The organism is Microbacterium sp. BK668 (genome assembly GCF_004362195.1).
Classification (GTDB): Bacteria; Actinomycetota; Actinomycetes; order Actinomycetales; family Microbacteriaceae; genus Microbacterium.
This window is the reverse complement of record NZ_SNWG01000001.1, coordinates 1510515-1535325: the sequence shown is the minus strand read 5'-3', so window position 1 is coordinate 1535325 and position 24811 is coordinate 1510515. Positions and strand designations below refer to the sequence as shown.

General features: G+C 70.2%; 27 protein-coding genes. 14 read left to right on the top strand and 13 right to left on the bottom strand.

Going from position 1 to position 24811, the window contains the following annotated elements:
• Nucleotides 1-10: 10 nt before the first annotated feature.
• From EV279_RS06790 to EV279_RS06780, 3 genes are read right to left on the bottom strand one after another with little or no spacing between them, the layout of a single operon-like run.
• The gene (locus EV279_RS06790; RefSeq protein WP_133542101.1) at nt 11-640 is read right to left on the bottom strand and encodes a histidine phosphatase family protein; all 630 of its coding nucleotides are present in this window, start codon (nt 638-640) and stop codon (nt 11-13) included.
• A 49-nt stretch (nt 641-689) separates the two neighbouring features.
• The gene (locus EV279_RS06785) at nt 690-1184 is read right to left on the bottom strand and encodes a DUF6264 family protein (protein ID WP_133542100.1); all 495 of its coding nucleotides are present in this window, start codon (nt 1182-1184) and stop codon (nt 690-692) included.
• 33 nt (nt 1185-1217) lie between these two features.
• Nucleotides 1218-1889 carry a DedA family protein gene (locus EV279_RS06780; RefSeq protein WP_133542099.1) on the bottom strand — a complete coding sequence of 224 codons (672 nt, stop codon included), beginning with the start codon at nt 1887-1889 and terminating at the stop codon, nt 1218-1220.
• Nucleotides 1890-1986: 97 nt separating this feature from the next.
• On the opposite strand from EV279_RS06780, the gene aspS reads away from it, so the two are divergent.
• Nucleotides 1987-3330 (top strand): aspartate--tRNA(Asn) ligase, encoded by a 1344-nt coding sequence (aspS, locus tag EV279_RS06775; protein WP_133542098.1) that lies wholly within the window; start codon nt 1987-1989, stop codon nt 3328-3330.
• Between the two features lie 115 nt (nt 3331-3445).
• Here the strand turns inward: aspS and EV279_RS06770 are convergent, their stop codons facing one another.
• From EV279_RS06770 to EV279_RS06750, 5 genes are all read right to left on the bottom strand, one after another.
• Nucleotides 3446-3706 (bottom strand): glutaredoxin family protein, encoded by a 261-nt coding sequence (locus EV279_RS06770; protein ID WP_133542097.1) that lies wholly within the window; start codon nt 3704-3706, stop codon nt 3446-3448.
• Nucleotides 3707-3776: 70 nt separating this feature from the next.
• Nucleotides 3777-4070: a rhodanese-like domain-containing protein gene (locus tag EV279_RS06765; RefSeq protein ID WP_133542096.1), complete on the bottom strand. Its 294-nt coding sequence runs from the start codon at nt 4068-4070 to the stop codon at nt 3777-3779.
• Nucleotides 4071-4160: 90 nt separating this feature from the next.
• The gene (locus tag EV279_RS06760; RefSeq protein WP_003792170.1) at nt 4161-4259 is read right to left on the bottom strand and encodes an AURKAIP1/COX24 domain-containing protein; all 99 of its coding nucleotides are present in this window, start codon (nt 4257-4259) and stop codon (nt 4161-4163) included.
• A gap of 82 nt (nt 4260-4341) precedes the next feature.
• Nucleotides 4342-4533 (bottom strand): helix-turn-helix domain-containing protein, encoded by a 192-nt coding sequence (locus tag EV279_RS06755; protein WP_133542095.1) that lies wholly within the window; start codon nt 4531-4533, stop codon nt 4342-4344.
• A 140-nt stretch (nt 4534-4673) separates the two neighbouring features.
• Nucleotides 4674-5093: a metalloregulator ArsR/SmtB family transcription factor gene (locus EV279_RS06750; protein WP_133542094.1), complete on the bottom strand. Its 420-nt coding sequence runs from the start codon at nt 5091-5093 to the stop codon at nt 4674-4676.
• Nucleotides 5094-5162: 69 nt separating this feature from the next.
• On the opposite strand from EV279_RS06750, the gene EV279_RS06745 reads away from it, so the two are divergent.
• The 6 genes from EV279_RS06745 (at nt 5163) to EV279_RS06720 (ending at nt 9919) form a co-directional block, all read left to right on the top strand.
• Nucleotides 5163-6605: a potassium transporter TrkG gene (locus tag EV279_RS06745; RefSeq protein WP_133542093.1), complete on the top strand. Its 1443-nt coding sequence runs from the start codon at nt 5163-5165 to the stop codon at nt 6603-6605.
• The gene (locus tag EV279_RS06740; RefSeq protein WP_133542092.1) at nt 6598-7269 is read left to right on the top strand and encodes a TrkA family potassium uptake protein; all 672 of its coding nucleotides are present in this window, start codon (nt 6598-6600) and stop codon (nt 7267-7269) included. Before EV279_RS06745 ends, EV279_RS06740 begins: the two co-directional genes overlap by 8 nt.
• Before the next feature lie 338 nt (nt 7270-7607).
• Nucleotides 7608-7976 carry a PadR family transcriptional regulator gene (locus tag EV279_RS06735; RefSeq protein ID WP_133542091.1) on the top strand — a complete coding sequence of 123 codons (369 nt, stop codon included), beginning with the start codon at nt 7608-7610 and terminating at the stop codon, nt 7974-7976.
• Nucleotides 7977-7978: 2 nt separating this feature from the next.
• Nucleotides 7979-8347, top strand: a complete 369-nt coding sequence (locus EV279_RS06730) for a DUF1048 domain-containing protein (protein WP_133542090.1) — start codon at nt 7979-7981, stop codon at nt 8345-8347.
• Nucleotides 8344-9147, top strand: a complete 804-nt coding sequence (locus EV279_RS06725) for an ATP-binding cassette domain-containing protein (protein ID WP_133542089.1) — start codon at nt 8344-8346, stop codon at nt 9145-9147. The genes EV279_RS06730 and EV279_RS06725 overlap by 4 nt, the downstream gene beginning before the upstream one ends.
• 10 nt (nt 9148-9157) lie before the next feature.
• Entirely contained in the window at nt 9158-9919 is a 762-nt protein-coding gene (locus EV279_RS06720; RefSeq protein WP_133542088.1) for an ABC transporter permease, read from the top strand.
• Nucleotides 9920-9976: 57 nt separating this feature from the next.
• Here EV279_RS06720 and proC read toward each other — a convergent pair whose 3' ends face one another.
• Nucleotides 9977-10813: a pyrroline-5-carboxylate reductase gene (proC, locus tag EV279_RS06715; protein ID WP_133542087.1), complete on the bottom strand. Its 837-nt coding sequence runs from the start codon at nt 10811-10813 to the stop codon at nt 9977-9979.
• A gap of 171 nt (nt 10814-10984) precedes the next feature.
• Here proC and EV279_RS06710 point away from each other — a divergent pair, with 171 nt between their 5' ends.
• The 5 genes from EV279_RS06710 (at nt 10985) to EV279_RS06690 (ending at nt 15400) form a co-directional block, all read left to right on the top strand.
• Entirely contained in the window at nt 10985-11413 is a 429-nt protein-coding gene (locus tag EV279_RS06710; protein ID WP_133542086.1) for a metalloregulator ArsR/SmtB family transcription factor, read from the top strand.
• Between the two features lie 23 nt (nt 11414-11436).
• Nucleotides 11437-12129 (top strand): SRPBCC domain-containing protein, encoded by a 693-nt coding sequence (locus tag EV279_RS06705; RefSeq protein WP_133542085.1) that lies wholly within the window; start codon nt 11437-11439, stop codon nt 12127-12129.
• A 148-nt stretch (nt 12130-12277) separates the two neighbouring features.
• Nucleotides 12278-13390, top strand: coding sequence for an alpha/beta hydrolase (locus tag EV279_RS06700; protein ID WP_133542084.1), 1113 nt, complete (start codon nt 12278-12280; stop codon nt 13388-13390).
• 99 nt (nt 13391-13489) lie between these two features.
• Nucleotides 13490-14458 carry a cation diffusion facilitator family transporter gene (locus EV279_RS06695; protein ID WP_133542083.1) on the top strand — a complete coding sequence of 323 codons (969 nt, stop codon included), beginning with the start codon at nt 13490-13492 and terminating at the stop codon, nt 14456-14458.
• A 12-nt stretch (nt 14459-14470) separates the two neighbouring features.
• Entirely contained in the window at nt 14471-15400 is a 930-nt protein-coding gene (locus EV279_RS06690) for an LLM class F420-dependent oxidoreductase (protein ID WP_133542082.1), read from the top strand.
• Nucleotides 15401-15413: 13 nt separating this feature from the next.
• Here the strand turns inward: EV279_RS06690 and tadA are convergent, their stop codons facing one another.
• Nucleotides 15414-15845 carry a tRNA adenosine(34) deaminase TadA gene (gene tadA / locus EV279_RS06685; RefSeq protein ID WP_133544691.1) on the bottom strand — a complete coding sequence of 144 codons (432 nt, stop codon included), beginning with the start codon at nt 15843-15845 and terminating at the stop codon, nt 15414-15416.
• Nucleotides 15846-15907: 62 nt separating this feature from the next.
• Here tadA and upp point away from each other — a divergent pair, with 62 nt between their 5' ends.
• Nucleotides 15908-16540 carry a uracil phosphoribosyltransferase gene (gene upp / locus EV279_RS06680; RefSeq protein WP_133542081.1) on the top strand — a complete coding sequence of 211 codons (633 nt, stop codon included), beginning with the start codon at nt 15908-15910 and terminating at the stop codon, nt 16538-16540.
• Between the two features lie 405 nt (nt 16541-16945).
• Here the strand turns inward: upp and EV279_RS06675 are convergent, their stop codons facing one another.
• Nucleotides 16946-20689, bottom strand: coding sequence for a bifunctional RecB family nuclease/DEAD/DEAH box helicase (locus tag EV279_RS06675; protein ID WP_133542080.1), 3744 nt, complete (start codon nt 20687-20689; stop codon nt 16946-16948).
• A 280-nt stretch (nt 20690-20969) separates the two neighbouring features.
• On the opposite strand from EV279_RS06675, the gene EV279_RS06670 reads away from it, so the two are divergent.
• Nucleotides 20970-23045 carry an NAD(+) synthase gene (locus tag EV279_RS06670; RefSeq protein WP_133542079.1) on the top strand — a complete coding sequence of 692 codons (2076 nt, stop codon included), beginning with the start codon at nt 20970-20972 and terminating at the stop codon, nt 23043-23045.
• Between the two features lie 7 nt (nt 23046-23052).
• Here the strand turns inward: EV279_RS06670 and EV279_RS06665 are convergent, their stop codons facing one another.
• Together EV279_RS06665 and EV279_RS06660 are read right to left on the bottom strand one after the other, a co-directional pair.
• On the bottom strand, nt 23053-24078 hold the full coding sequence (locus EV279_RS06665) for an NAD-dependent epimerase/dehydratase family protein (protein WP_133542078.1): 1026 nt from the start codon (nt 24076-24078) through the stop codon (nt 23053-23055).
• A gap of 25 nt (nt 24079-24103) precedes the next feature.
• Nucleotides 24104-24679 carry a hypothetical protein gene (locus tag EV279_RS06660; protein WP_133542077.1) on the bottom strand — a complete coding sequence of 192 codons (576 nt, stop codon included), beginning with the start codon at nt 24677-24679 and terminating at the stop codon, nt 24104-24106.
• Nucleotides 24680-24811 lie beyond the last annotated feature (132 nt).

The window sequence follows — 24811 nt, the reverse complement described above, 5'->3', positions numbered from 1 at the left end:
CCACCGCGCATCACACCGCCCCCACGTCGACCGCTCCGGCCGTGGAGGCCGGCTCCGCGTAGGCGACCTCGACCCAGCGGTCCTCGCGCAGGTCGAAGCTGGTGACGCTCGAGAGAGCGCAGCGGCGGCGCCGCGGATCGTGGCGCGCCGGCAGGCCTGCGACGGCCAGGTGCGCCATCCAGATCGGCAGCTGGTGCGAGACGATGACGACGTCGCCGGACTCCACCGAGTCCCAGGCCTCCCGCATCGCCGAGTCCATGCGTGCGATGACCTGGGCGTACGGCTCGCCCCAGCTGGGGATCTCCGGCCGGGAAAGGTGCCGCCAATTCCACGGATTGAGCAGCGCCCGGTCCATGCGGCGACCCTCGAAGATGTTGGTCGGCTCGATGACCCGGTCATCGATGACGGGCTCGAGTTCGAATCTCGCGGCGAAGGGCTCGGCGGATTCGCGCGTCCGCTGCAGAGGCGAGCACACGAGGCCCGTGACGGGGCGGGTGAGGCGGCCGACGTAGTCCGCGGCCTGCTGGGCCATGCGCCGGCCGTCGGCGCTCAGACCGTAGCCGGGGAGCCGGCCGTAGAGCACACGGCGGGGGTTGTCGACCTCCCCGTGACGCACGAGGTGGAGGCGGTCGGCGGGCACCCCTCCAGTCTACGGGGGCCCGCTCTGTGGGCGACCTGAGCGCGGGAAGTCAGGCCGTCGGCACCCCGGCGCTCGTGACGAAGAAGGCGATGACGAGCACGAGGGTCACGCCGACGGCACCCAGGAGCGGGATGTAGAACGCGAGCCTGCGCTTGACCATGAAGACGATCGCCCAGATCGCCGCGCCGACGAGCACCGCCCAGGGGACGAGCGTGCCGATGAGCCAGCCCGTCGTGATGAGCTCGGTGCTGCAGTCCCGCACGCCGCACGAGTCGGAGGCCATGACGAGGAAGAGCCCCGCGAACGAGGCGAGCGCCGTGTACACGATCAGCGCGACGAGGAACACGATGGTGAGCACGACGTCCCACATCTGCACCGGCTGGCGCGGCCGCTTGCGCGGCAGAGATCCTCCCGGGCCGGCGTAGGCCGGGGGCTGCCCGCGGTAGGCCGGCGGCGCGGCCGGGGCGAAGCCGGGGTAGCCCGGCTGGGGGCCCGGCGAGGGCTGTCCGTACGGCGGCGGTGCGGAGGGCGGAGGCGTGGTCACGCCGCCATCCTAGGGACGACGGATGCCGCGGCGTCAGCCCTGTTCACCCGTCGCGGTCGAGGCATCCTGCCTGTGCCGCAGGAGGGCGCGGGTGCGCGCCCAGACGAACCAGGCGATCCCCAGACCGACGGCGGCGATGACGATGTACTGCAGGACGTCGGCGTACGTCTCCACGACGTGCCACTGCTCCCCGAGGAAGAACCCGGCGAGCACGAAGATGCTGTTCCAGATGAGACTGCCCGACGCCGTGAGGACGCCGAACTTCCAGACGGGCATGCGCGTGACGCCCGCGGGGATCGAGATGAGGCTCCGGAAGAGCGGCACCATCCGGCCGAAGAAGACGGCCTTGCCGCCGTGCCGGTCGAACCACGCGACGGTCCGGTCGATGTCCTCGGGGTGGACGAGCGGAATGCGCCCCGCCGCCCGCCGGAGGCGGTCCACGCCGAGCCATCGGCCGAGGCCGTAGAGCGCGAACGCGCCGACGATCGAGCCGAGCGTGGTCCAGAACAGCGCCTCGAAGAGCGTGAACGTGCCGCGGCTGGCGGTCAGGCCCGCCATCGGCAGGATGACCTCGCTCGGCAGCGGCGGGAAGACGTTCTCGAGGGCGATGGCCAGCCCCGCGCCCGCGGGTCCGATGACCTCCATGAGCGAGACCGACCAGTCGACGAGCGCGGTGAGCCAGGAGCCATCGTTTGCCGTCGCCATGCCTCGACCCTAGACAACCGACATGACCGGGGCCTGTGCATCGGTTACGCCCACGTGAAGAAAAGCGGTGAATCGCCTCCACGTAGGATGGATCCTCGTGAGTGAACGCGTCCTGGTGGAACAGCTGCAGGGTCTTGCCGACGGTCCCGTCGTCGTCTCGGGATGGGTCGAGACGGTCCGCGACCAGAAGAAGGTGCAGTTCGTCATCCTGCGCGACGAGACCGGCGCCGTGCAGCTCGTGAACCCGGCGACCAGGGAGCTCGGCGAAGACGCCGGCCCCGAGGCATCCACTGCCCTCGCCCTCACCGAGACGATCTCGGGCCTCACGACCGGCACCTTCCTCACCGTGCGCGGCGAGCTGAAGCACGACGAGCGCGTCAAGCTCGGCGGCGTCGAGATCAAGATCGGGAGCCTCGTCGTCGAGTCGTCGGCGCTCCCCGAGACGCCCATCGCCGCCGACTCCGGCCTCGACAAGCGCATGGACTGGCGCTTCCTCGACCTGCGTCAGCGCCGCAACAACCTCATCTTCCGCGTGCAGACGACGCTCGAGCACGCCATGCGCACGTACTGGATCGAGCGCGACTACATCGAGATCCACACGCCCAAGCTGATGTCGAGTCCCGCGGAGTCGCGCGCCGAGCTGTTCCAGCTCGAGTACTTCGGCGACCAGACGGCCTACCTCGCCCAGAGCCCGCAGCACTTCAAGCAGATGGCGCAGGCCGCCGGCTTCGGCAAGGTGTTCGAGATCGCCGACGCCTTCCGCGCCGACCCCTCGTTCACGAGCCGCCACGCGACCGAGTTCACCTCGATCGACGCCGAGATCAGCTGGGTCGACTCCCACGAGGACGTCGCGGCCATGCAGGAGGAGCTGCTCGCCTTCGCCTTGGCGGCGGTCAAGGAGAAGCACGGCGCCGAGATCGAGGAGCTCTTCGGCGTCGAGGTGACCGTGCCGGCCACCCCGTTCCCGCGCATCCCGCTCGCCGAAGCGCGCGAGATCGTGCGCGACCGTGGCTATGAGATCCCCCGTGCCGACGGCGACCTCGACCCCGAGGGCGAGCGCCAGGTCTCCGCGTACGTGAAGGAGACCTTCGACCACGACTTCGTGTTCGTGACCGACTACCACGCCGGGATCCGGCCGTTCTATCACATGCGGGATGCCGAGACCGGCCTCACGAAGAGCTACGACCTCCTCTACCGGGGCACCGAGATCACGACCGGCGCACAGCGCGAGCACCGCATCGAGGTGCTCGAGGCGCAGGCGGTCGAGAAGGGCCTCGACCTCGAGGGCCTCGAGCACTACCTCGACTTCTTCCGCTACGGCGCTCCGCCGCACGGCGGGTTCGGAATGGGCCTCGCGCGACTGCTCATGCTGCTCCTCGGGGAGTCCTCGATCCGCGAGGTCACGTACCTCTTCCGCGGCCCGACGCGCCTCGCGCCGTGAACGCGGACGGCGGTCTCACCGACGCCGAGCTCGCACCGCTGCGCGCGCGCCTCGCCGGCTGAGCGCAGCATCCCTGGTTCTCCCCCGCGGGGGAGGGAAGCAGCGGACGGATGCCTCAGGCCCGCGCCGATGCCTCCTGCAGAGCGGCGCGCAGGCGGTCGGGCGAGACCCGCCAGTGGCCGTGCACCGCGCCGTCGATGAGGACGACCGGGATCTTCTCCCACCACAGCTCGTAGAGGGCCGCATCGTCGAGGATCGACTTGTCCTCGACCTCGACGCTGTCCTCGGGTAGCTCCGCCACCACGGCCTCGACGATCTCACGCGCGACGTCGCACAGGTGGCAGTCCGGCTTGGAGATGAGGGTGAGCGTCGTCACTCCTTCATCGTACGAGCGGGCCATCGCACGAGCGCGCGGAAGTCCGCCGCCGGGCGGCGCAACCCCTCGCTCACCGCTCGATGGGATACCCCGCCGCAGCCCACTCCCCCGTGCCGCCCTCGACGTTGGTGGCGTCGTATCCTCGGGCCTCCAGCGCCTCCACGACGCGGGCCGAGCGCCCGCCCACCTGGCAGATGACGTCGAACGCGCCCTCGGGAAGCTCGTGGAGACGCTCCCCGAGAGTCGACATCGGCAGGTTGACGGCACCGGGAACGTGCCCGGCCTCGAACTCGTAGGCCTCGCGCACATCGATGAGCGGCACGCCGGTGCGCTCGCGGAGCTCCTGGACGGTGATGGACTGCATGGTTCCCTGTCGAGTGCGTCGGAAGTCGGAGGCCTGCCGAGACGAACACGAAGCGCCCGTCCGGAGACAGGCGCTAGGTGTTCTGGCCGCTTACTTCTTGTTGCGGCGCTGGTGGCGAGTCTTGCGAAGCAGCTTGCGGTGCTTCTTCTTCGCCATGCGCTTGCGGCGCTTCTTGATGACTGAACCCACGGAAAACCTCACTATGTCGGGGTCTGGGCGCGGTGCGTGCGCGCCCGGGAACGGGCAAAACGGAAAAATGCCTCGGAACAGTCTAGCCGACGTCGGCGACCGGCCGTTGCAGAGCCTCCGTGACCGCGGTCTCGGGCACGCGGTAGCTGCGTCCGAACCGCACGGCGGGAAGCTCGCCGGCGTGCACGAGGCGGTAGACCGTCATCTTCGACACCCGCATGAGCTCGGCGACTTCGGCGACCGTGAGAAACCGCACGTCGGGTAGCTGCGCCATTTCCCCTCGCCTCCCCTCGGCGTTGCCTATCAGAGCCACTCTAGGGCTCCGGCGAGACCGGTGTAAACCGCTGTTGCAGATGTGAACGATGAGGCGGCCGCGGTCAGGCGCGGGTCGGGTCCGACGACCGCGCGGCCGGGTCAGCGGCCGGGGAGCTTGCGCAGCGCGCTCTCGAACGCGTGCTTGGCCGAGGCGGCGGCGCGCCCGACGACCTCGGCCGCGTGCGCGGCGGACTCGTTGAGGACCGGGGCCGACCCGTCGAGCTCGTCCTCTTCTTCTGTCTCCTCGTCGAGGAGGAAGGGCACGAGCCAGTCGTCGACCTCGTCCAGCGGGGCCGGCGAAAGGCTGTAGTAGCGGTGCTGACCTTCTTCTCGCACCGAGACGAGGGATGCCTCGCGCAGCACCTTGAGGTGCTTGGACACCGTCGGCTGGCTGACGCCGAGCTCATGCACGATGTGGGAGACGCTCGTTCCCCGCTCCCCATCGGCGGACCGGGACAGCAGAAGCTGCAGGATCTCGCGCCGTGTGCCGTCTGCGATCACGTCGAAGATGTCCGCCATGTCGACAGACTAGCCGCGCGCCCGGCGGAGTACCATGACTGGGGTTTCCGCGGACGAGAGGGGCGAGACATGACGGCCGATCCCGTCAGTCCGTTCTCGCGCCACTCGCTCGGCCGGTTCTTCCGCCGCTTCTGGGATGACCTCCGCTCGCTGACCACATCCTCGCCCGCGCGGTTCGCCGTGCTGGTCTTCGCATCGCTCATCCTCCTGTTCACGCTGCTCCTGTGGCAGCCGGCAGCGACCGCGTCGGGGACGCGGCCCCCGTTCGCCGACGCGCTCTTCACGGCCGTCTCCACGATCTGCGTCACGGGCCTGACGACGGTGAACATGGGCACGTTCTGGTCGCCCCTCGGCCAGGTGATCATCTTCATCGGCGTCAACGTCGGCGCCATGGGCGTGCTGACTCTGGCATCGATCCTGGGCCTGATCATCTCGAAGCGCCTAGGCCTGCGAGCGAAGCTCATCGCGGCCGGCGACACCAATCCGATGCGCGCTCACGGCGGCCCGGTGAACGAAGGGCAGACCGTGCGCCTGGGTGAGGTGGGCGTGCTCCTTCGCACCGTCGCCCTGTCGACGCTCGTGATCGAGGCGATCCTTGCGGTGCTCCTCTACCCTTCTATCCTGATCGCCGGCATGGATCCTCTGACGGCTCTGTGGGAAGCCCCGTACTTCGCCGCCATGTCGTTCACGAACACGGGCTTCACGCCGACCGAGAACGGGCTCGAGCCGTTCGCGACCGACTACTTCTTCCTGACGGTCATGATGGCCGGCGTCTTCCTCGGCTCGATCGGATTCCCTGTCATCTACACGCTGTGGCGGCACTACTGGCGCTTCCGGCTGTGGTCCCTCCACGCCAAGCTCACCATGATCACGACGGTGCTCCTCTTCGTCCTGGGCGCCGGCGCCTTCCTCGCCCTCGAGTACGACAACCCCGCCACCTTCGGGAGCATGAACGCCTGGGACACCGTCTTCCAGTCCTTCTTCCTCTCCGCCATGACCCGGTCCGGCGGCTTCGCGGTCATCGACGTCGGGGAGCTCAACGGGTCGTCACTCATCGTCGGCTCCATGCTCATGTTCGTGGGCGGAGGCTCCGCCTCGACAGCGGGCGGCATCAAGGTCACGACCCTCGCCGTGCTCGCCCTGGCCGTGTGGTCGGAGGCGAAGGGTCGCCAGTCGGTGCAGGCCTTCGGCCGCCGCATCCCGAGCGATGTCCAGCGCGTCGCGCTGTCGGTCGTCGCGTGGGGCGCCACGATCGTCGCGCTGTCGACCATCGTGATCTCGCACATCACCAAGTCCCCGGTCGAGGACGTCCTCTTCGACGTCATCTCCGGTTTCGCGACGGTCGGCCTCTCGACCGGGCTCACCCAGAGCCTCCCCGACCCCGCCGTGTACGTGATGGCGCTCACGATGTTCATGGGCCGGATTGGTACAGTGACACTCGCCGCGGCCGTGGCCGCGACATCCCGTTCGCAGCTGTACTCGCTGCCGGTGGAAAGGCCGATCGTTGGTTGAGCAGATCCGCGGCGACGCGCCCGTCCTGGTCATCGGACTCGGGCGTTTCGGCGCCGCGTGCGCGGGCGAGCTAGACCGGCTGGACCGCGAGGTGCTCGCCATCGACGAGAACCTCGAGCTCGTGCAGAAGTGGTCCGAGCGCGTGACCCACACTGTTCAGGCCGACGCGAAGAACATCGACGCGCTGAAGCAGATCGGCGCGCAGGACTTCCAGGTCGCCGTCGTCGCCGTCGGGTCGTCGATCGAGGCATCCGTTCTCATCACGGCGAACCTCGTCGACCTCAAGGTGCCGCAGATCTGGGCGAAGGCCGTCTCGCAGTCGCACGGCAAGATCCTCGCCCGCGTCGGCGCGAACCACGTCATCTACCCCGAGCGCGAGGCCGGCGAGCGCGTCGCCCACCTCGTGAGCGGGCGGATGCTGGACTTCATCCGCTTCGACGACGACTTCGTGCTCGCCAAGATGTACCCGCCGAAGTTCATCCGCGGCGTCGGCCTCAACGAGTCGGGCGTGCGCTCTAAGTACAACGTGACCGTCGTGGGCGTGAAGAGCCCGGGGAAGCCCTTCCGGTACGCCGAGGCGACGACCGTCGTGACGAACCACGACCTCATCATCGTGTCGGGGACGAACACCGACATCGAGCGGTTCGCCGCCCTCGACCGCTGAGGCCGACCCGGCCCGCCCGGGGACGCGCCTCTCCGGTCCATGAGCCTGCCGAAGGCTCTCAGCTGAGCCGCGTGACGCGGTGGTCCGGCGTCGTCCCCTCGTCTCGTCGCTGCGCTCCTCGCTCGGGGACCGGGAACCGCCGCTGCGCTCCTCGCTCGGGGACCGGGAACATCCGGTCCCCGAGCGAGCGCAGCGAGAGGAGGGGACGACGGCGACCCTCTCCGGCGAGTCCGGCCGCGGCATCCGATCTCCTCGCTATTCGGTCTTGCTAAGTACCGGTACTCGGCGTTACTATCTACCAGTAGTCAGCGATACTGAGTAGCAGAAGGCGGAGGCCGATGGGCAAGCAGGAGACCGAGATGCTCAAGGGCGTTCTCGAGGGGATCGTCCTCGCCGTCCTGTCCGCCCGCGACGCATACGGATACGAGATCACGGCGTGGCTGCGCGACCAGGGCTTCGCCGACATCGCGGAGGGGACGATCTACGCGCTCCTCGTCCGCGTCGAACAGCGCGGGCTGGTCGACGTCGAGAAGGTGCCTTCGGAGAAGGGACCGCCGCGCAAGGTCTACTCGCTCAACGCGCGGGGCAAGGACTACCTCGACGAGTTCTGGAGGACCTGGAGCTTCCTCACGGACCGGCTCGACAAGCTCCGCACCGACGTTCCCCTCACGACCGATGCCGACGAGGTCGGCGAGAAGGAGAAGTGACCATGGCCGCCAAATGGATCGAAGCGATCACCGGCTCACTCGAGCAGAAGAAGCAGTACAGGCAGCTCAAGGCGCGCCTCGATGCGCTGCCGGAGCCCTACGGCAGCGCCGCGAAGGCGATGCACAGGTACTTCATGTACTACGGCGGCATCACCGACGGCGACGACCTCGTGAAGATGTTCGAGGACCTCGTGGAGCTGTGGGAACGCGCAGCCGCCGACGGCACCCCCGTCCGCGACATCGTCGGACCGGACCCCGTCGACTTCGCCGAGACGTTCGCCCAGTCGTACGGCGGCACCCGATGGATCGACAAGGAGCGCGCCCACCTCGCGAAGGCGATCGAAGACGCGGAAGGAGCGCAGGAACGATGACCACCCCATCCCTCGCCGCACCCGCCGTCCGCGTGCGCGGGATCGAGAAGTCCTTCAAGGACCTCTCCGTCCTGCGCGGCGTCGACTTCGACGTCGAGCGGGGTACGATCTTCGCGCTCCTCGGGTCGAACGGCGCCGGCAAGACGACGCTCGTCCGCATCCTCTCGACGCTGCTCGAGGCCGACGGCGGGGCGGCGAGCGTCAACGACCTCGACGTCGCGACGCGAGGCCGGGAGGTCCGCGAGGCGATCAGCCTCACGGGTCAGTTCGCAGCGGTCGACGAGGTCCTGAGCGGACGCGAGAACCTCGTGCTCGTCGCGCGACTCCGCCACCTCGACGAGCCGGGATCGATCGCCGACGGCCTGCTCGAGCGCTTCTCGCTGACCGATGCCGCCTCCCGCAAGGTCGCGACCTACTCCGGCGGCATGCGGCGACGCCTCGACATCGCGATGAGCCTCATCGGCAGCCCGGCGGTGATCTTCCTCGACGAGCCGACGACGGGTCTGGACCCCCAGGCGCGCGTCGAGGTGTGGGAGGCGATTCGGGAGCTCGCTGCGAACGGCACGACGGTGCTCCTCACGACGCAGTACCTCGAGGAGGCCGAGCAGCTCGCCGACCGGATCGCGATCCTGCACGAGGGTCGCATCATCGCGGACGGGACCCTCGCCGAGCTCAAGCGCCTGCTGCCGCCGGCGCAGGTCGAGTACGTCGAGAAGCAGCCGACCCTCGAAGAGGTCTTCCTCTCGATCGTCGGATCTGATCGCAAGAGCGACGCCGCCGACGGCGCGCGTGAGAAGTGAAGGAACGACCATGACCACGCACGTCATCGGCGATACCGCCGTCCTCACGGGCCGGTCGCTGCGCCACATCACGCGCAGCCTCGACACGATCATCACGACGGCGATAACCCCGGTCGCGATCATGCTGCTGTTCGTGTTCGTCTTCGGCGGAGCAATCGACACGGGGTCGGTGCCGTACGTCAGCTACCTGCTGCCCGGCATCCTGCTCATCACGGTCGCCTCCGGCGTCGCCTACACCTCCGCGCGCCTGTTCACAGACATGCAGAGCGGGATCTTCGAGCGGTTCCAGTCCATGCCGATCGCCCGCTCGGCGGTGCTGTGGTCGCACGTGCTCACGTCGGTCGTGGCCAACCTCACGTCGGTCGTCGTCGTCATCGCCGTCGCGCTGCTCATGGGCTTCCGCTCCGGCGCGAACGTCTTCGAGTGGCTCGCGGTCGCGGGCATCCTGATCCTCTTCACCCTCGCGCTGACGTGGCTCGCGGTCATCGCCGGCCTCTCGGCCAAGACGATGGACGGCGCCGGCGCCTTCGCCTACCCGCTCATCTTCCTGCCGTTCATCAGCTCGGCGTTCGTGCCCACCGAGACGATGCCGGGGCCGGTGCGGTTCTTCGCCGAGTATCAGCCGACCACGTCGATCGTCGACGCGATCCGCGACCTTCTGGCCGGCCAGCCTGTAGGCGGTGACATCTGGGTCGCCCTGGCATGGTGCGTCGGCATCCTCGTCATCGGGTACGGCGTCTCGATGGCTATCTACCGGCGGAAGTTCCGCTGACCGCCGTCGGTCGGCGCACCTCGTCTGCAGAGGCGTGGCGAACGAGGGCGGCAGGTGCTACCCGCCCGCGGCGAGTTCGCGGGCGCGGGCGAGCGCGGCATCCGTCGCCTCCGAGAACACGCCCGCCAGGCGCGCGCCCTGCAGCACGGCGACGGCCCGCTCCGTCGTGCCCTTGGGGCTCGTGACCTGACGGCGCAGCTCCGAGGGCCGCTCACCGGACGCCTCGAGCAGCGCCGTCGCGCCGATGAAGGTCTGCTCCGCCATAAGGCGGGCCTCCTCCTCGCTGAACCCCTTGCCGACGGCCGCCTCGGTGAACTCCTCGATGAACAGGTAGACGTATGCGGGACCTGAGCCCGAGATGGTCGAGAGGGCGTCGATCTTGGCCTCGGGGACCTCGATGACGGTGCCGACCGTCTCGAAGAGACTCCGCACGAGCGCCCGGTCGGCGGCGCTCGCCTCGGTTCCCGCGGCGAGACCGGTGACGCCGCGGCCGACCAGTGCGGGCGTGTTGGGCATGGACCGCAGCACCGGCAGTCCGGGGCCGAGGATCGACTCGAAGGTCGCGATCGTCACGCCGGCCGCCAGGCTCACCACGATCGTGCCGGGGCGAAGGCGCGGCGCGATCTCGCGGAGCAGCTCGGGCACCATCGCAGGCTTCACCCCGATGAGGACGATGTCGGCGGCGGCTGCCGCGTCCGCGCTCCCGGTCGGCTGCTGCTCGAGCGCGATCGAGGTCACCCCATCGAGGCCCTCGAAGGCAGCGGCTTTCGAGACCGAGCGGTTGGTGGCGGTGAGGCCGGACGTCGCGAGGCCGGAGCGCACCAGCCCGCGAAGGATCGCGCCGCCCATGGAGCCGGCGCCGAGGATCGCGATCGAGGGGAGCGAAGCAGGCATGACCACCATCCTACGAGCGGTGCGCGCACCGCCACCGGTCGTCGACAGCCTCCCGGTCGTCGAGTCACATCTCCGAACCCGCCGCCCTCCCCCCGCTCCCCCGCCACCGAGGGGAGGTACGCCAATAGATTGCGTCTTGACTTATATAAGTCACCACGCAATGATAAGTGGATGCACGCGCTCGACATCCTCGGAGACCCCGTCCGCCGCCGGATCATCGAGCTGCTCGCCGATGGCGAGCTGAGCGCGGGGCAGATCGGCGCCGTCATCCAGCGCGAGTTCGGCATCTCGCAGCCCGCCGTGTCGCAGCACCTCCGCGTGATCCGGGATGCCGGCTTCGCCACCGTCCGCGCCGAGGGCACGCGGCGGCTCTACGCCGTCGATCCGCGGCCGCTCCAGGCCGCCGACGCGTGGCTGGATCCGTTCCGGCGGTTCTGGCAGCCCAAGCTCGACGCCCTCGGCACCGAGCTGGCGCGCGGGCGGCGCGCACGCCGGCCGGCCGACGACAGGAAGGACGTTTCGGATGCCGCGGCATCCGCTCCCCCGGCAGAAGGCCACGATGCCGCCGACGTCGCCGACGACGGTGACGCCGACAACTGAGATCCGATGAAGGAGAAGAGCCCATGGTCGATGTGAACGCCCAGATCGCCGCCGTCGAGCGCCGAGTAGAGACGACGCAGCGCGACGGAGCGGAGGTCCGCGTGCAGCGGCTCGCCCAGGAGTACCCGTCGGACATCGCCGACGTGTGGGAGGCCGTCACCACGCCGGATCGCATCCCAAGGTGGTTCCTTCCCATCTCGGGAGACCTGAGGGTCGGCGGGCGGTATCAGTTCGAGGGCAACGCGGGAGGCGAGATCCTCGCCTGCGATCCGCCCGAGGACGGCAGAGCGTCCTACCGCGCGACGTGGGAGTACGGCGGCGGCGTGACGTGGGTGACGGTGCGGCTGGAGGCGACAGCATCCGATCGCACCCGATTCGAACTCGAGCACGTCGCGTCGGTAGCGGACGTCCCCGAAGAGGTGTGGCAGCAGTTCGGCCCGGCGGCGACAGGCATCGGGTGGGACTCCGGGCTGCTGGGCCTCGCCCTGCACCTCGGGTCCGCGGTCGACGGTCCGACGCCGGAGGAGGGCCAGGCGTGGATGCTGTCGGACGAGGGGAAGGCGTTCACCCGCGCCGCCGCCGACGCCTGGAAGGACGCGCACGTCGCGGACGGCGCCGCGCCCGAGGTCGCGGCCCGCGCCGCCGAGGCGACCGCGGCCGCCTACATGGGCGAGATGCCCGCGGAACCCGCGGAGAGCGACGGCGCCGGCGCCTGACGGGCCGGAGGGGTGAGGAGCGCGGAAGCCCTCCGGCGGGCGCGGCCGAGGTGAGACCTGAGAGTCCATTCACCCCCCGACGGGAGGGGTTTATAGTCGAGGCAGACGGGAACGCAGACGCTCCCCAGGGGATACCGAAGGACGCTCCATGACTCTCTTCGACGGCATCACAGCCCGACTCATCGACACTCCCCGATTGACGGTCAACATCCTCGAACGAGCGGGCGACGACGCCGCCACGCCGCCGGAGCGCACGGTCGTCCTCATTCACGGAAACGGCTCGTCATCGCTGTTCTGGCAGGAGGTCATGGAGGATCTCCCGAGAGACCTCCGGGCGATCGCGATCGACCTGCGCGGGTACGGCGGCACGGAGCACTCCCCCGTCGACGCGACACGGGGCGTGCGGGACTTCAGCGACGACGTGCACGCGACCCTCGCAGCGCTCGGCCTTCCGACGGCGCACTTCGTCGGCTGGTCGCTCGGCGGCGGGGTCATCATGCAGTACGCCCTCGACCATCCCACCCTGAGCCTGACGCTCGTGTCGCCCGTCTCGCCGTACGGCTTCGGCGGGACGCGTCGCGACGGGAGCCGTCTCACCGACGACGACGCCGGCTGCGGCGGCGGCGCAGGCAACCCCGACTTCGTCGAGCGACTGACCGCGCACGACACCTCGGACGAGGCGCCCACCTCGCCGCGCAATGTCTTCCGCTCGGGGTATGTCGCCCCGGGATACACCACCGATCACGAGGACGTGTGGGTCGAGTCCATCCTCTCGACGTCGACCGCGACGGGCAACTACCCGGGCGACTCGGTGCACAGCGACTCCTGGCCCGGCTTCGGCGCGGGCACCGTCGGCGTCCTCAACTCGATCGTGCCGAAGTACTTCAACACCTCCGGCATCGCCGACATCGAGCCGAAGCCCCCGATCCTCTGGGTGCACGGGACGCTGGACCCCATCGTCTCCGACACGTCGTTCTACGACTTCAACCACCTCGGCGCGCTGGGCATCGTCCCCGGCTGGCCCGGTGAGGAGGTCGCGCCCGCGCAGCCGATGGTGTCGCAGACGCGCGACGTGCTGGATCGGTACCGCGAGAAGGGCGGCGAGGTGACCGAGCTCGCACTCGAGGGGGTCGGTCACTCGGCCTTCCTGGAGCGCCCCGCCGAGTTCCGCCACGCGGTCCTCCAGGTGATCGGCTACGTGGGACACCCGGCGGAGCCGGCGCCGGCGACCGAGGCGATCATCATCCGATCGGCGGACTGACCCGGCCGGAACGCCCTCGACTCGGGCGGACGGAAGCGCTGCGACGGCGCACGTCAAGGGGGAGAAGCCGGATGCAGCGGCCTCCGTAGACTTCTCCGCATGAGTGCTTCAGGCGGCGGAAAGGCCATCCTGGCGGCGTTCCTCGCCAACATGGGGATCGCCCTGGCCAAGTTCGTCGCGTGGCTGATCTCGGGCTCCTCGTCGATGCTCGCCGAGGCGATCCACTCCGTCGCCGACTCCGGAAACCAGCTGCTGCTCATGCTGGGCGGCCGGCAGGCGCGTCGCCGGGCCGACGCGGAGCATCCGTTCGGCCACGGACGCGAGCGTTACGTCTACGCGTTCGTCGTGTCGATCATCCTTTTCTCCGTCGGCGGCCTGTTCTCGATCTACGAGGGCGTCGAGAAACTCCGCGACCCGCATGAGCTCGAGAACGTATGGGTGCCCCTCACGGTGCTCGTCATCGCCATCGTGCTCGAGTCGTTCTCGTTGCGCACGGCGGTGCGCGAGAGCAACCATGTGCGCGGGAGAGGCGAATCGTGGGTGACCTTCGTCCGGCACGCGAAGGCCCCCGAGCTGCCCGTCGTGCTGCTGGAAGACGTGGCCGCCCTGACCGGGCTCGTGTTCGCGCTGTTCGGCGTCGGCCTCACCGCGATCACGGGCGACTCCGTCTTCGACGCGATCGGCACGCTCATGATCGGCACCTTGCTCGTGCTCGTCGCGATCGTGCTCGGCATCGAGACGAAGAGCCTGCTCGTCGGTGAAGGCGCCACGCGCGCGGACTACGACCGGATCGTGGGTGCCATCGGAAGCGGCGGCGAGATGGAGAAGCTCATCCACATCAAGACGCTGTACCTGGGGCCCGACGAGCTCCTGGTCGCGGCCAAGCTCGGATTCACCTCGAACCGCCCGCTGGGCGACGTCGCAGCCGACATCGACGCCATCGAGGCACGCATCCGCGAGGCGGTTCCCGCTGCCCGAGTGATCTACCTCGAGCCGGACATCGTGCGTCAGGGCACGGCAGCGGCGCCCGCCCCGACCGAGCAGATCGTCCTGAAGTCCGAGAACTGACGGCGCGCGGCGATGGAGTACTGCATCTTCGTCGAGCCCCAGCTCGGCGCCTCGTACGGCGACCAGCTGGCGTTCGCACAGGCCGCCGAGCGGCTCGGGTTCGACGGCTTCTTCCGCTCGGACCACTACATGCGCTCGGGGCGCGATCAGCGTCTGCCCGGCCCCACCGACGCCTGGACGACCCTCGCGGGACTCGCCCGGGAGACCTCGCGGATCCGGCTCGGCACGCTCGTCTCGTCGGTCACGTTCCGGCATCCCGGAATCCTCGCCGTGCAGGTGGCCCAGGTGGACGAGATGTCCAGCGGACGCGTCGAGCTCGGCCTCGGAGCCGGCTGGATGGAGCAGGAGCACCGCGCCTACGGCATACCGTTCCCCGCGAAGCGGTTCGGCATCCTCGAGGAGCAGCTCGCCATCGTGACGGGCCTCTGGCGGACGCCCGTCGACGAAACCTTCTCGTTCGAGGGCGATCATCACCGGCTCGAGGAGTCGCCCGCGCTCCCCAAACCTCAGCAGGAGCGCGTCCCCGTCATCGTCGGCGGGCGCGGCCCCCGTCGCACGCCCGAGCTCGCGGCCCGGTACGCCACCGAGTTCAACCTCGGCTTCCCCGCCCTGGAGGAGATCCCGCAACGGCTGGCGAATCTCCGCGCCGCCTGCGCCCGGGTCGGTCGGGACCACGAATCGCTCAAGCTCTCGCTGGCGATGTCGACGTTCGCCGGCGCCGACGACGCGGAGATCGGTCGCCGGGCCGCGAAGCTCGACCGCACGGCGCGGGAGGTGCGCGACGGCGTCAACATCGTCGGCGACGCCGCCGAGATCGGCGAGCGGATCGCCCGCTACGCCGAGCTCGGCATCCAGCGCGTGTACTTCCAGCTCCTCGATCTGCAGGACCTCGGACACGTCGAGTACCTCGGTGCCGAGGTGCTCCCCCACCTGCCTCGCTGACGCAGCGGCGCGCTCAGCGAAGCGGATCGAAGAAGCGCCGCAGGAGAGCGGATGCCTCGTCCTCGCGCACGCCCGCCACGACCTCGGCCCGGTGGGGCAGGCGGCGGTCGCGCACGACGTCGTACATCGAGCCCGCTGCTCCGGCCTTTTCGTCCCACGCGCCGAAGACGAGCCGCCGGATCCGCGCCTGGAGCAGCGCGCCCGCGCACATGAGGCACGGCTCGAGGGTCACCACGAGCGTGCAGTCGGACAGGTTCCACGTGCCGAGGGCGGCCGCGGCGGCGCGGAGCGCGATGATCTCGGCGTGCGCCGTCGGGTCGTCGGTGGCCTCGCGGAGGTTGCGGCCCTCGCCGATGACCGCGCCCGAGGCATCCGTCACCACCGCCCCGACGGGCACATCGCCCTGGGCGCCCGCGGCGGCTGCGAGGGTCAGTGCGCGGTCCATCGCGGCGAGATCTGCGCGGTCGTGGATCACAGTCCGAGACTAGGGCCCAGTACCCTGAGCGTATGCGCCTGCACGTCGCCGACCACCCTCTCATCACCCACAAGCTCACGGTGCTGCGCGACGCGCGCACGACCTCGCCGGTGTTCCGCCAGCTGACCGAAGAGCTCGTGACGCTCCTCGCCTACGAGGCGACGCGCAGCGTGAGAGTGGCGCCGATCGAGATCCAGACTCCCGTGACCACCACGACCGGGGTGAAGATCGGCGAGCCGCGGCCGCTCGTCGTGCCGATCCTGCGGGCCGGGCTCGGGATGCTGGAGGGCATGGTCAAGCTCCTGCCCACGGCCGAGGTCGGCTTCCTCGGGATGGTGCGCAACGAAGAGACGCTCGAGCCGTCGACCTACGCCGAGCGCCTTCCCGACGACCTCAGCGACCGGCAGTGCTTCGTCCTGGACCCGATGCTCGCGACCGGCGGATCGCTGGGGGCGGCGATCGACTTCCTCTTCACGCGCGGCGCGCAGGACGTGACCGCCATATGCCTGCTCGGCGCACCCGAGGGAGTCGCCGCCATCGAGCGCCAGGTCGACGGGCGGGACGTCACGCTCGTGCTCGGCGCGCTGGACGAGCGTCTCAACGACAAGGGCTACATCGTGCCGGGGCTCGGCGACGCCGGCGACCGGCTCTACGGCACCGTCTGACCCTCGCGGCTGAACGCTGGGCGTCGGTCCCCGCGGGTGCCGAGATCGCACGGATCACCGTCCGGCGGCTCGTGCACCCGTCATTCGTGCGATCCGGACGGGTTTCGCCAGGGTCCGGACGGGGCTCGGCCGTGCGATCGGACGGGGCCCGGCGGTGCGATCCGGATAGCCCTCCGGCGCGACGCTTGCGCGTGGCTTTCGACCAGGATGCCGGGGGTCGGGGCGGCGGAACGCCCGTGGTGCGTCGACCGGCCGGAGAGCGGGGCCATCGCACCCCCGACAGACAAGTGGTGCGGCACCCGCCCCTCGCCGAACGGGTACCGCACCTGCGTCGTGATGACGCTTTCCCAGATTATGCGGGTCGGGAAAATGTCCCTAAGGGGTTGACATCGGAGAACCGGCCCGTTAGCCGGCGGCGTCCGAAATGAGCCTCGCGAAACCGCTCAGACGAGCGACCCCCTCGGGCGTCCGGGGAAGGTCGTCGAGCAGTCCCGGCGCGTAGACCACGTAGGCGGTGTGCTTCGCTCGCGAGATGCCGACGTTGAGCCGGTTGCGCAGCAGCAGGAACTCCAGACCGCGCGGCGCATCGCGTCCGGAGGAGGCGGCGAGGGAGAGGATCGCGACGACCGCCTCCTGCCCCTGGAACCGGTCGACGGTGCCGACCGGGACGTCGGCGAAGCCTGCGGCGGCGAGCGCGCGCTCGACCTCGACCTGCTGCGCGTTGTACGGGGTCACCACGATGATGTCGCTCTCCTCGAGCGGACGAGGCGGGAGCGCTGTGGCGTGACCGTCGTCGTCGGTCGCGGCATCCGTCCACTCCCTCCCCACGAGATCGCGCACGAGCGCGACGACCGCGCCCGACTCCTCCGCAGACGAGGTCGAGTTGCCGTGGTGGCGTACCGGCAGGGCACGCACGCCGGGCATCACTCCCGCCAGCGTGCGCAGCGCGGCGGAGGGGTGGGACGCCAGCTCGCCGCGGTACGACAGGCGCGACACCGGCTCGGCGACGGCCGGATGCATGCGCCACGTGCGGCCGAGGAAGTACCCGTACTCGGGCGGCACGACGTCGGCGCCGTCCATGACCCAGCCGAGGGCGGACGTGTCGACGGGTTCGGGGTGCGTGCCCTGGCTCACCTGCGGCAGCTGCTGCGGGTCGCCGAGCAGCAGCAGGCGCGGCGCGGCCAGCGACACGGCGATCGTCGAGGCGAGCGAGAACTGCCCGGCCTCGTCGATGACGAGGAGGTCGAGACTGCCACGGGGAACGCGACCCTCGTGGCCGAAGTCCCACGCGGTGCCGCCGAGGACGTACCCGCCGGACTGCTCGGCGACCCACGCGGCGACGCCGTTCTTCGGGATCGCCGTGAACGAGGTGTCGTCGGCCGAGGCGTGCTTCGGCGCCTTCGCGACCTGCTGCGGGGCGACCCCCGCCGCCACGATGCGGTCGAGCATGTTCTCGATGACCGCGTGAGACTGCGCGACGACGCCGACCTTGTACCCGTGGTCGCGAACGAGCCGGGCGATGACGTGCGACCCGACATACGTCTTGCCGGTGCCCGGAGGCCCCTGCACGGCGAGGTAGCTGCGATCGAGATCGAGGATCGACCGCGTGATCGCCTCGACGTCGTCGCCGCCGGCCGCGACGACAGCACCATTGAGCCCCTGATCTCGCCGAAGGGTCCGCGGCGGGCGCCGGCGAAGGATGTCGGTCGCGGGGTCGTTCGGAAGATCGGGCGATGCGGCGATCACCGCGTCGGCCCACGCGTCGATCGCCGATTGCTGATTGCCCGCCCGCGGTGGCGCGGCCGGGGTCAGCGCGAGCGGCAGTTCCGACCACGTGAGACCTTCGACGGCGTACTCCTCGACCAGTGCGCCGTCGTCGAGCACCTCGACGACTGTGACGCGTCGATCCGCGTGGATCCAGCGGGGCGACGGCTCGAAGGGGAACGGCGCGGGCAGGTCGTAGAGGGCGAAAGGGTTCGATCCCTCGCTGAGCCTCGTGCCGGGGGCGACCTCGCCGCGCAGCTCGAGGATCCGCCGGTCGGTGCGCTGACCTTCGCCGCGGTGCCAGTCCTCCACGACACGGCAGCGGGCGGCGTCGAGGATCACGACGTCGCGCGCGTCCTCCCAGACCGACAGCGGCTCGCGCAGCCGCAGGAAGTGGGTGGCCCAGAAGGTCTTGGCCTCCCGCGGGTAGTAGTCGATCGCGGCGGCGCCGAGGCGAAGCGATCGGGCCGCAGCCGAATCCTCGGGCAGGCGCTCGGCGAGCGACGACAGGGTGAGCGCACGCACCGACGGCTCGTACGCCGTCTCGCCGGGCTCCGCCTCGGGCGACGGTCTCAGCCCGGCCTCGCGGGCGCGGTCGACGAGCCAGTCGCGCAGGCGCCGGGTAGAGACGCAGTCGTAGCGGTTGTAGTCGGCCAGATCATCGAGGATGCCCCGTGCCGCGGCATCCTGCCCATCGTCCTCGAGCGCCCTCGCCTGGACGTACTTGACGATCGAGTCGTCGCCCTTCTGAACATCGCTCGTGCGCACCTCGGCGCCCATATAGAGCGGCTCGAGCTTCTTGATCGAGTACGAGCGCGACCCCACCCGCAGCGCCCGGCGCACGATGGGGTAGAGGTCGACGAAGACGCCGTCGCGCAGCAGTCGGTCGACGTCGCTCTCACGGGTGCCGTGCCGCGCCGCCATCGACAGCAGGTGCGTCGGCTCGTAGGGAGCGTAGTGATAGATGTGCATGCCGGGGTGCTGCATCCGCCGCAGGTTCACGAGGTCGATGAAGCGCTCGAGCGCCTGGCGCTCCTGCGCGAAGGAGTGAGCCCACAGCGCCGAGTACCGCTCGTCGAGGTCGACGAAGCCGAAGAGGTAGTCGAGGCCCCACTGCACCGGATCGCCGGGCAGCGCCGGAGTCTCGGTGTACAGCGGGTCGCCCTCGAAGTCGAAGAAGAGGTCGCCGAGATCGGGACGCGGAAGCGCGCCGAGGGCCTTCGGATGGACGACCTCGTAGGTGGGAACCGGCACGGGCGGCGCGGCGACGAGCGTGGCCGTCGCCGTCGGCGCCGGCGCCTCGGCCAGCTCGGCGACGGGCTGCAGTCCCGGGATGGGCTCGATGACCGGCACCGGCTGCACGGCGGCGACCGGGGCGATGAGGGGCGGGATGCCGAGACCCGCCGGACTCTCGAGCTGGAGTCGAGCCTGCGTGCGCAGCATCGCGAACGTGTCGGGGCTCATGTGGTCGGGCGCTGACGCGGCGCCGGCGAGCGCGTCGATCGTGGTCATCCCGGCAGCGCGCAGCCGCTCCCGCTGGATCGGGCGCATACCGGCGACGAGCAGCAGATCGCGGTGCGCGATGACTTCGGCGTCGCACGTTGCGCACCGTCCGCACGCGATGACGCCGAGTTCTCCGCGGTCGTCGCCCCACGCGATCGCGGGGCCGGCGGCGCCGAGATCGAGCCGACGGTCGGCCACGAGCGCGCGCAGACGCTCGCGCCGCAGCTCGAAGACGGGAAGGAGATCGGATGCCTCGTGCTCGCTCACCGTACCGTCGCCGAGGAGCAGCTCGACCCTCCTGGACCGGGCCACGCCCAGCCGATCGAGCTGCGCGACGTAGGCAGCGAGCTGCATGAGCGCCGTCACCCGGGCATGCCGGGCGAGCTTCGTGTCCTGAACGATCCACGGGCCCGTCGGCTCGCCGTCCCGCTCCGTCCCCGATCGGCCGCCCTCGGCCGCCGAGGTCGTCGGGGTCGTCGAGGTCGTCGAGGTCGTCGAAGACTCGCGGAGCAGGAAGTCGGCGAAGCCGACGAACTCGCTCGTCGCGAACGCGGCCTGGTACACGACCACGGCGTCGGACGCGAGGGCGGCGTTCGTGAGCTCGACCGCGCGGGCGAGGGCCTCGGCATCCGTCGACCGCGTCTCGGGGATCTCGACGACCTTGTCGCCGTACCGCGCCCGATACTCCGCGAGCACGCGGCGCTCGTGCTCGCCGCCGAGCAGGCCCGCGCGCACCAGCGTCGCGTCTTCGGGCTCGTCGACGGCCGCCACGCGCCCGAGCTTCGCGTCGATCGCACGCAGCCACGCGAACTCGCACTCGGCGGCGGCCTTGAGGTCGCTCGCGCTCCAGACGATCCGGCCTTCGTCCTCGATGTATCGCATGGTCCCCTTCCGTCTCTCGACCCTAGCCGCGGCCCCCGACACCTCATCCGCCGCGGCCGATGCGTGGTGGGGGAAGCGCTGGAGCGCCGAAGACGACGGGCACCGGATGTGCGAGAACGACCGGCCTCGGAGATCCGGCCCGTTTCGTCTCGCTCCGCTCGCTCAACGACCGGGCGCACGACCGGCCTCGGAGATCCGGCCCGTTTCGTCTCGCTCCGCTCGCTCAAGGACCGGGGCACGACGGCCCCGCAGGGCCGACCGCTCCTGCCAGACTGGGGACATGAGCCTCCCCTTCGAGAGCGCGTACCGCCATGGCTTCGCGCGCGTCGCGGCGAGCACCGTCCCGCTCGTGATCGCCGATCCGGCGGCCAACGCCGAGACCGTCCTCGCGAGTGCTCGCGAGCTCAGCGAAGACAACGTCGCGGTCGCCGTCTTCCCCGAGCTGTGCCTCACCGGCTACTCGGTCGAGGACCTCTTCCTGCAGGATGCCGTGCTCGACGGCGTCGTGAGGGCGATCGAGCGGCTGGTCGAGGCATCCGTCGACCTTCTTCCGCTCATCGTCGTAGGGGCCCCGCTTCGCCATCGGAACCGCCTCTTCAACTGCGCGGTCGTCATCCATCGCGGCGAGCTGCTCGGCGTGGCGCCGAAGTCGTACCTGCCGAACTACCGCGAGTTCTACGAGCGCCGCTGGTTCGCACCCGGCGACGACCAGCAGCTCGAAGACATCCGGGTCGGCCGCCTCGAGGCGCCGTTCGGACCGGACCTGCTGTTCGAAGCGCTCGACATCCCCGGCCTCGTCGTGCACGCCGAGGTCTGCGAAGACGTGTGGGTGCCGATCCCGCCGTCCTCATCGGCTGCGCTCGCCGGAGCGACCGTGCTCCTCAACCTGAGCGGCAGCCCCATCACGATCGCGCGGGCCGAGGACCGCAAGAACCTGTGCCTGTCGCAGTCGCTGCGCTGCCTCGCGGCCTATGCCTACGCCGCCGCGGGAATGGGCGAGTCCACGAACGACGTCTCATGGGACGGCCAGACGATGATCTACGAGGGCGGGCTGCTCCTCGACGAGACCGAGCGCTTCCCCGACGGCCCGCGTCACAGCATCGCCGACATCGACCTCGACCGCCTGCGTCAGGACCGCCTCCGCCAGGGGACGTTCGACGACAACCGCCGCACGCGCGAGCCCTACTTCCGCGTCGTCCACTTCGAGCTCGACCCGCCGGTGGCCGACACCGGTCTGAGGCGACCCCTCGACCGGTTCCCGTTCGTGCCCGACGATCCCGAGCGCCTCGCGCTCGACTGCTACGAGGCCTTCAACATCCAGGTGTCCGGACTCATCCAGCGGATGCGGGCGATCGGCGACCCGAAGCCCGTCATCGGCGTGAGCGGCGGGCTCGACTCGACCCACGCGCTCCTCGTGGTCGCCCGCGCGATGGACCGCATGGAACGGCCGCGCAGCGACATCCTCGCCTACACGATGCCTGGCTTCGCGACCAGCGAGCACACGAAGTCGAACGCCATCGCGCTGGCCGAGACGATCGGCGCATCGATCGAGACGATCGACATCCGTCCCGCGGCGACGGAGATGCTGGAGCGCATCGGGCACCCCTTCGCCGAGGGCGAGCCGGTGCACGACATCACGTTCGAGAACGTGCAGGCGGGCCTGCGCACCGATTACCTGTTCCGCCTGGCCAATCAGAACGGCGGGATGGTCATCGGCACGTCCGACCTGTCCGAGCTCGCACTCGGCTGGGCGACCTACGGCGTGGGCGATCAGATGAGTCACTACGCGGTGAACGCCGGCGTTCCCAAGACGCTCATCCAGCACGTGATCCGGTGGGTCGTCTCGCAGGAGGGGCACGAGGGCGGTTCGACCGACCTCAGCCCTCGCGCGCGGGAGGTGCTGCAGTCGGTGCTCGACACCGAGATCAGCCCCGAGCTGGTGCCGGCCGGGCAGGACGGCAGGATGCAGTCCACCGAGGACCGCATCGGCCCGTACGCGCTGCACGACTTCGCGCTCTACTGGATCCTCCGCTTCGGGATGCGCCCCTCCAAGATCGCGTTCCTCGCGGAGCAGTCCTGGAGGGATCAGGATGCCGGGGCCTGGCCCCCCGGCTTCCCCCAGGAGGATCGCTACGCCTACGACCTGCCGACGATCGTGAAGTGGCTCAGGGTCTTCCTGCAGCGCTACTTCGCGTTCGCCCAGTTCAAGCGCTCCGCGATCCCGAACGGGCCGAAGGTCTCGCCCGCGGGGTCGCTCTCCCCGCGCGGCGACTGGCGCGCACCCTCGGACGGCAACGCGAACGCGTGGCTCGCGGAGCTGGATGCCGCCCTGCCGCAGGACGCGGCGAAGGACTGAGGCACGCTCACCGACGACCCGGAGCGCGCCCGAACGCGATGAGCGACTCGGCGGCGTCGATCACCGTCTCCCGCATCGGCCGTCGTCGCCAGCCGAGCTCGCCCCGCGCCCGCGCCGACGACACCAGGATCGGCTGATCCAGCAGCGGCACGGCGAGCCGGAGCGAGGGATTGACGAGTGCGCCCGCTCGCACGACGAACGCGGGCAGCTCGGCGGTCGGCACCCGGTAGCCGCGCGGTCGGTACTCGGCGGCCAGGATCTCGGCGATCTCGCTCAGCCACGTCGCGTCCCCCGCGACGATGTACCGGTGGCCGGCCGCCTTCACCTTCTCGAGCGCGAGCCGGTGCGCGATCGCGACGTCCCGCACGTCGACGACGGAGAAACCCATGTGGGGCATCGCCGGAATCGTCCGCGCGAGCAGCTGATCGACGACGTCCATCGAGGTGTTGGTTCCCGCGCGCTGCAGCGGCCCGAGCACGAAGCCCGGGCAGATCGTCACGAGCTCGAGCTCCGACCCCGCGGCGACCTCCCAGGCCGCGCGCTCGGCGAGGGTCTTGCTCGCCTCGTACGGCTCGCACCTCTCGACGATCGACCAGTCCTCCTCGGTGCGCACGCGGCCGTCGCGGAGGTCGTGCCCGCCCAGCACGGCGGCGATCGACGACGTCATGACGACGCGCTCGGCGCCGGCGGCGATCGCGGCGCGGAGCACCCGCTCCGTGCCGTCGACGGCCGGCCGGATGACCTCGTCGGGGTCGCGCGGGCGCGATTTCGGCAGCGGAGAGGCGACGTGGATGACCGCGATCGCGCCCCGCAGCGCCTCGGACCAGCCGTCGTCGGCGTCGAGGGAGGCCTCGACGAGGTCGAAGGCGTATCCCTCCTCGCGGGCGACCGCGCGGAGGTGGTCGACGTCCGCTCGGGAGGAGTCGCGCACCGTCGCACGCACGTCGTAACCGTGGCGGAGCAGCTCGGAAATGACGTGCCCGGCGATGAAGCCGGTCGCTCCCGTGACGAGGATGGGCCGTTCGCGAGACATCTCCGCCTCCGGCCCCGCTGTGGGGCTACGCCTCGTTCCCGTACGCGAGGGTGATGATCCACCCGTCGCGCGAAAGGTCCACCAGGGAGTAGTGCACCGGACGGTCGGGGATCCAGCCCTTGTTCCGCGACAGGTCGAGGCGCACGTAATCCGGCTTCACGCGCACTCCGCGGCCGTCCGCCTCGCGCACGGCCTGCACCTTCGTCCAGTGCGACAGCAGCGCGGGGAGGTCGTCGTTGTCGAAGAGGTGCGAGTGGCGCTTCATCTCCGACGTGGTGGCATCGTCGGGGTGCGCGTCGCGCAGGTCGAGGCCGACCTTGACACCGGGCTCGGCGACGGCGGCGACGGTCGCGGCGCGGAAGCTCGCCGTGCGGATCTCCAGCGGAACCTCCTCGTCGTCGACCTCGGCGAACAGCTGCGTGTGGAAGCCGAACTGCGCGGGAGCCTCTCGCTCGATGCGCACGGACTTCTCCTCGACGCCCAGGCGCGACGCGACGAGCTGCCGAGCGAGGATCCGCTTGCGGTCGTGCTCGGTGAGCTTCGGGTCCCACCCCAGGCGGGCTCCGATGCCGGAGGGTGTGTCGAGGAGAACGGATTCCATCGAGAAGCCTCTTCCTGCGGGGGGCGAGCCGCACCTTCATCCTGACGCATCGGGTCGCGCCTCGCACCGGTACCCGCCGTAGTTCGTGGCCGCGGCGCTGGCGGCCGTCAACCCCCGTCGCAGCATCCGTTC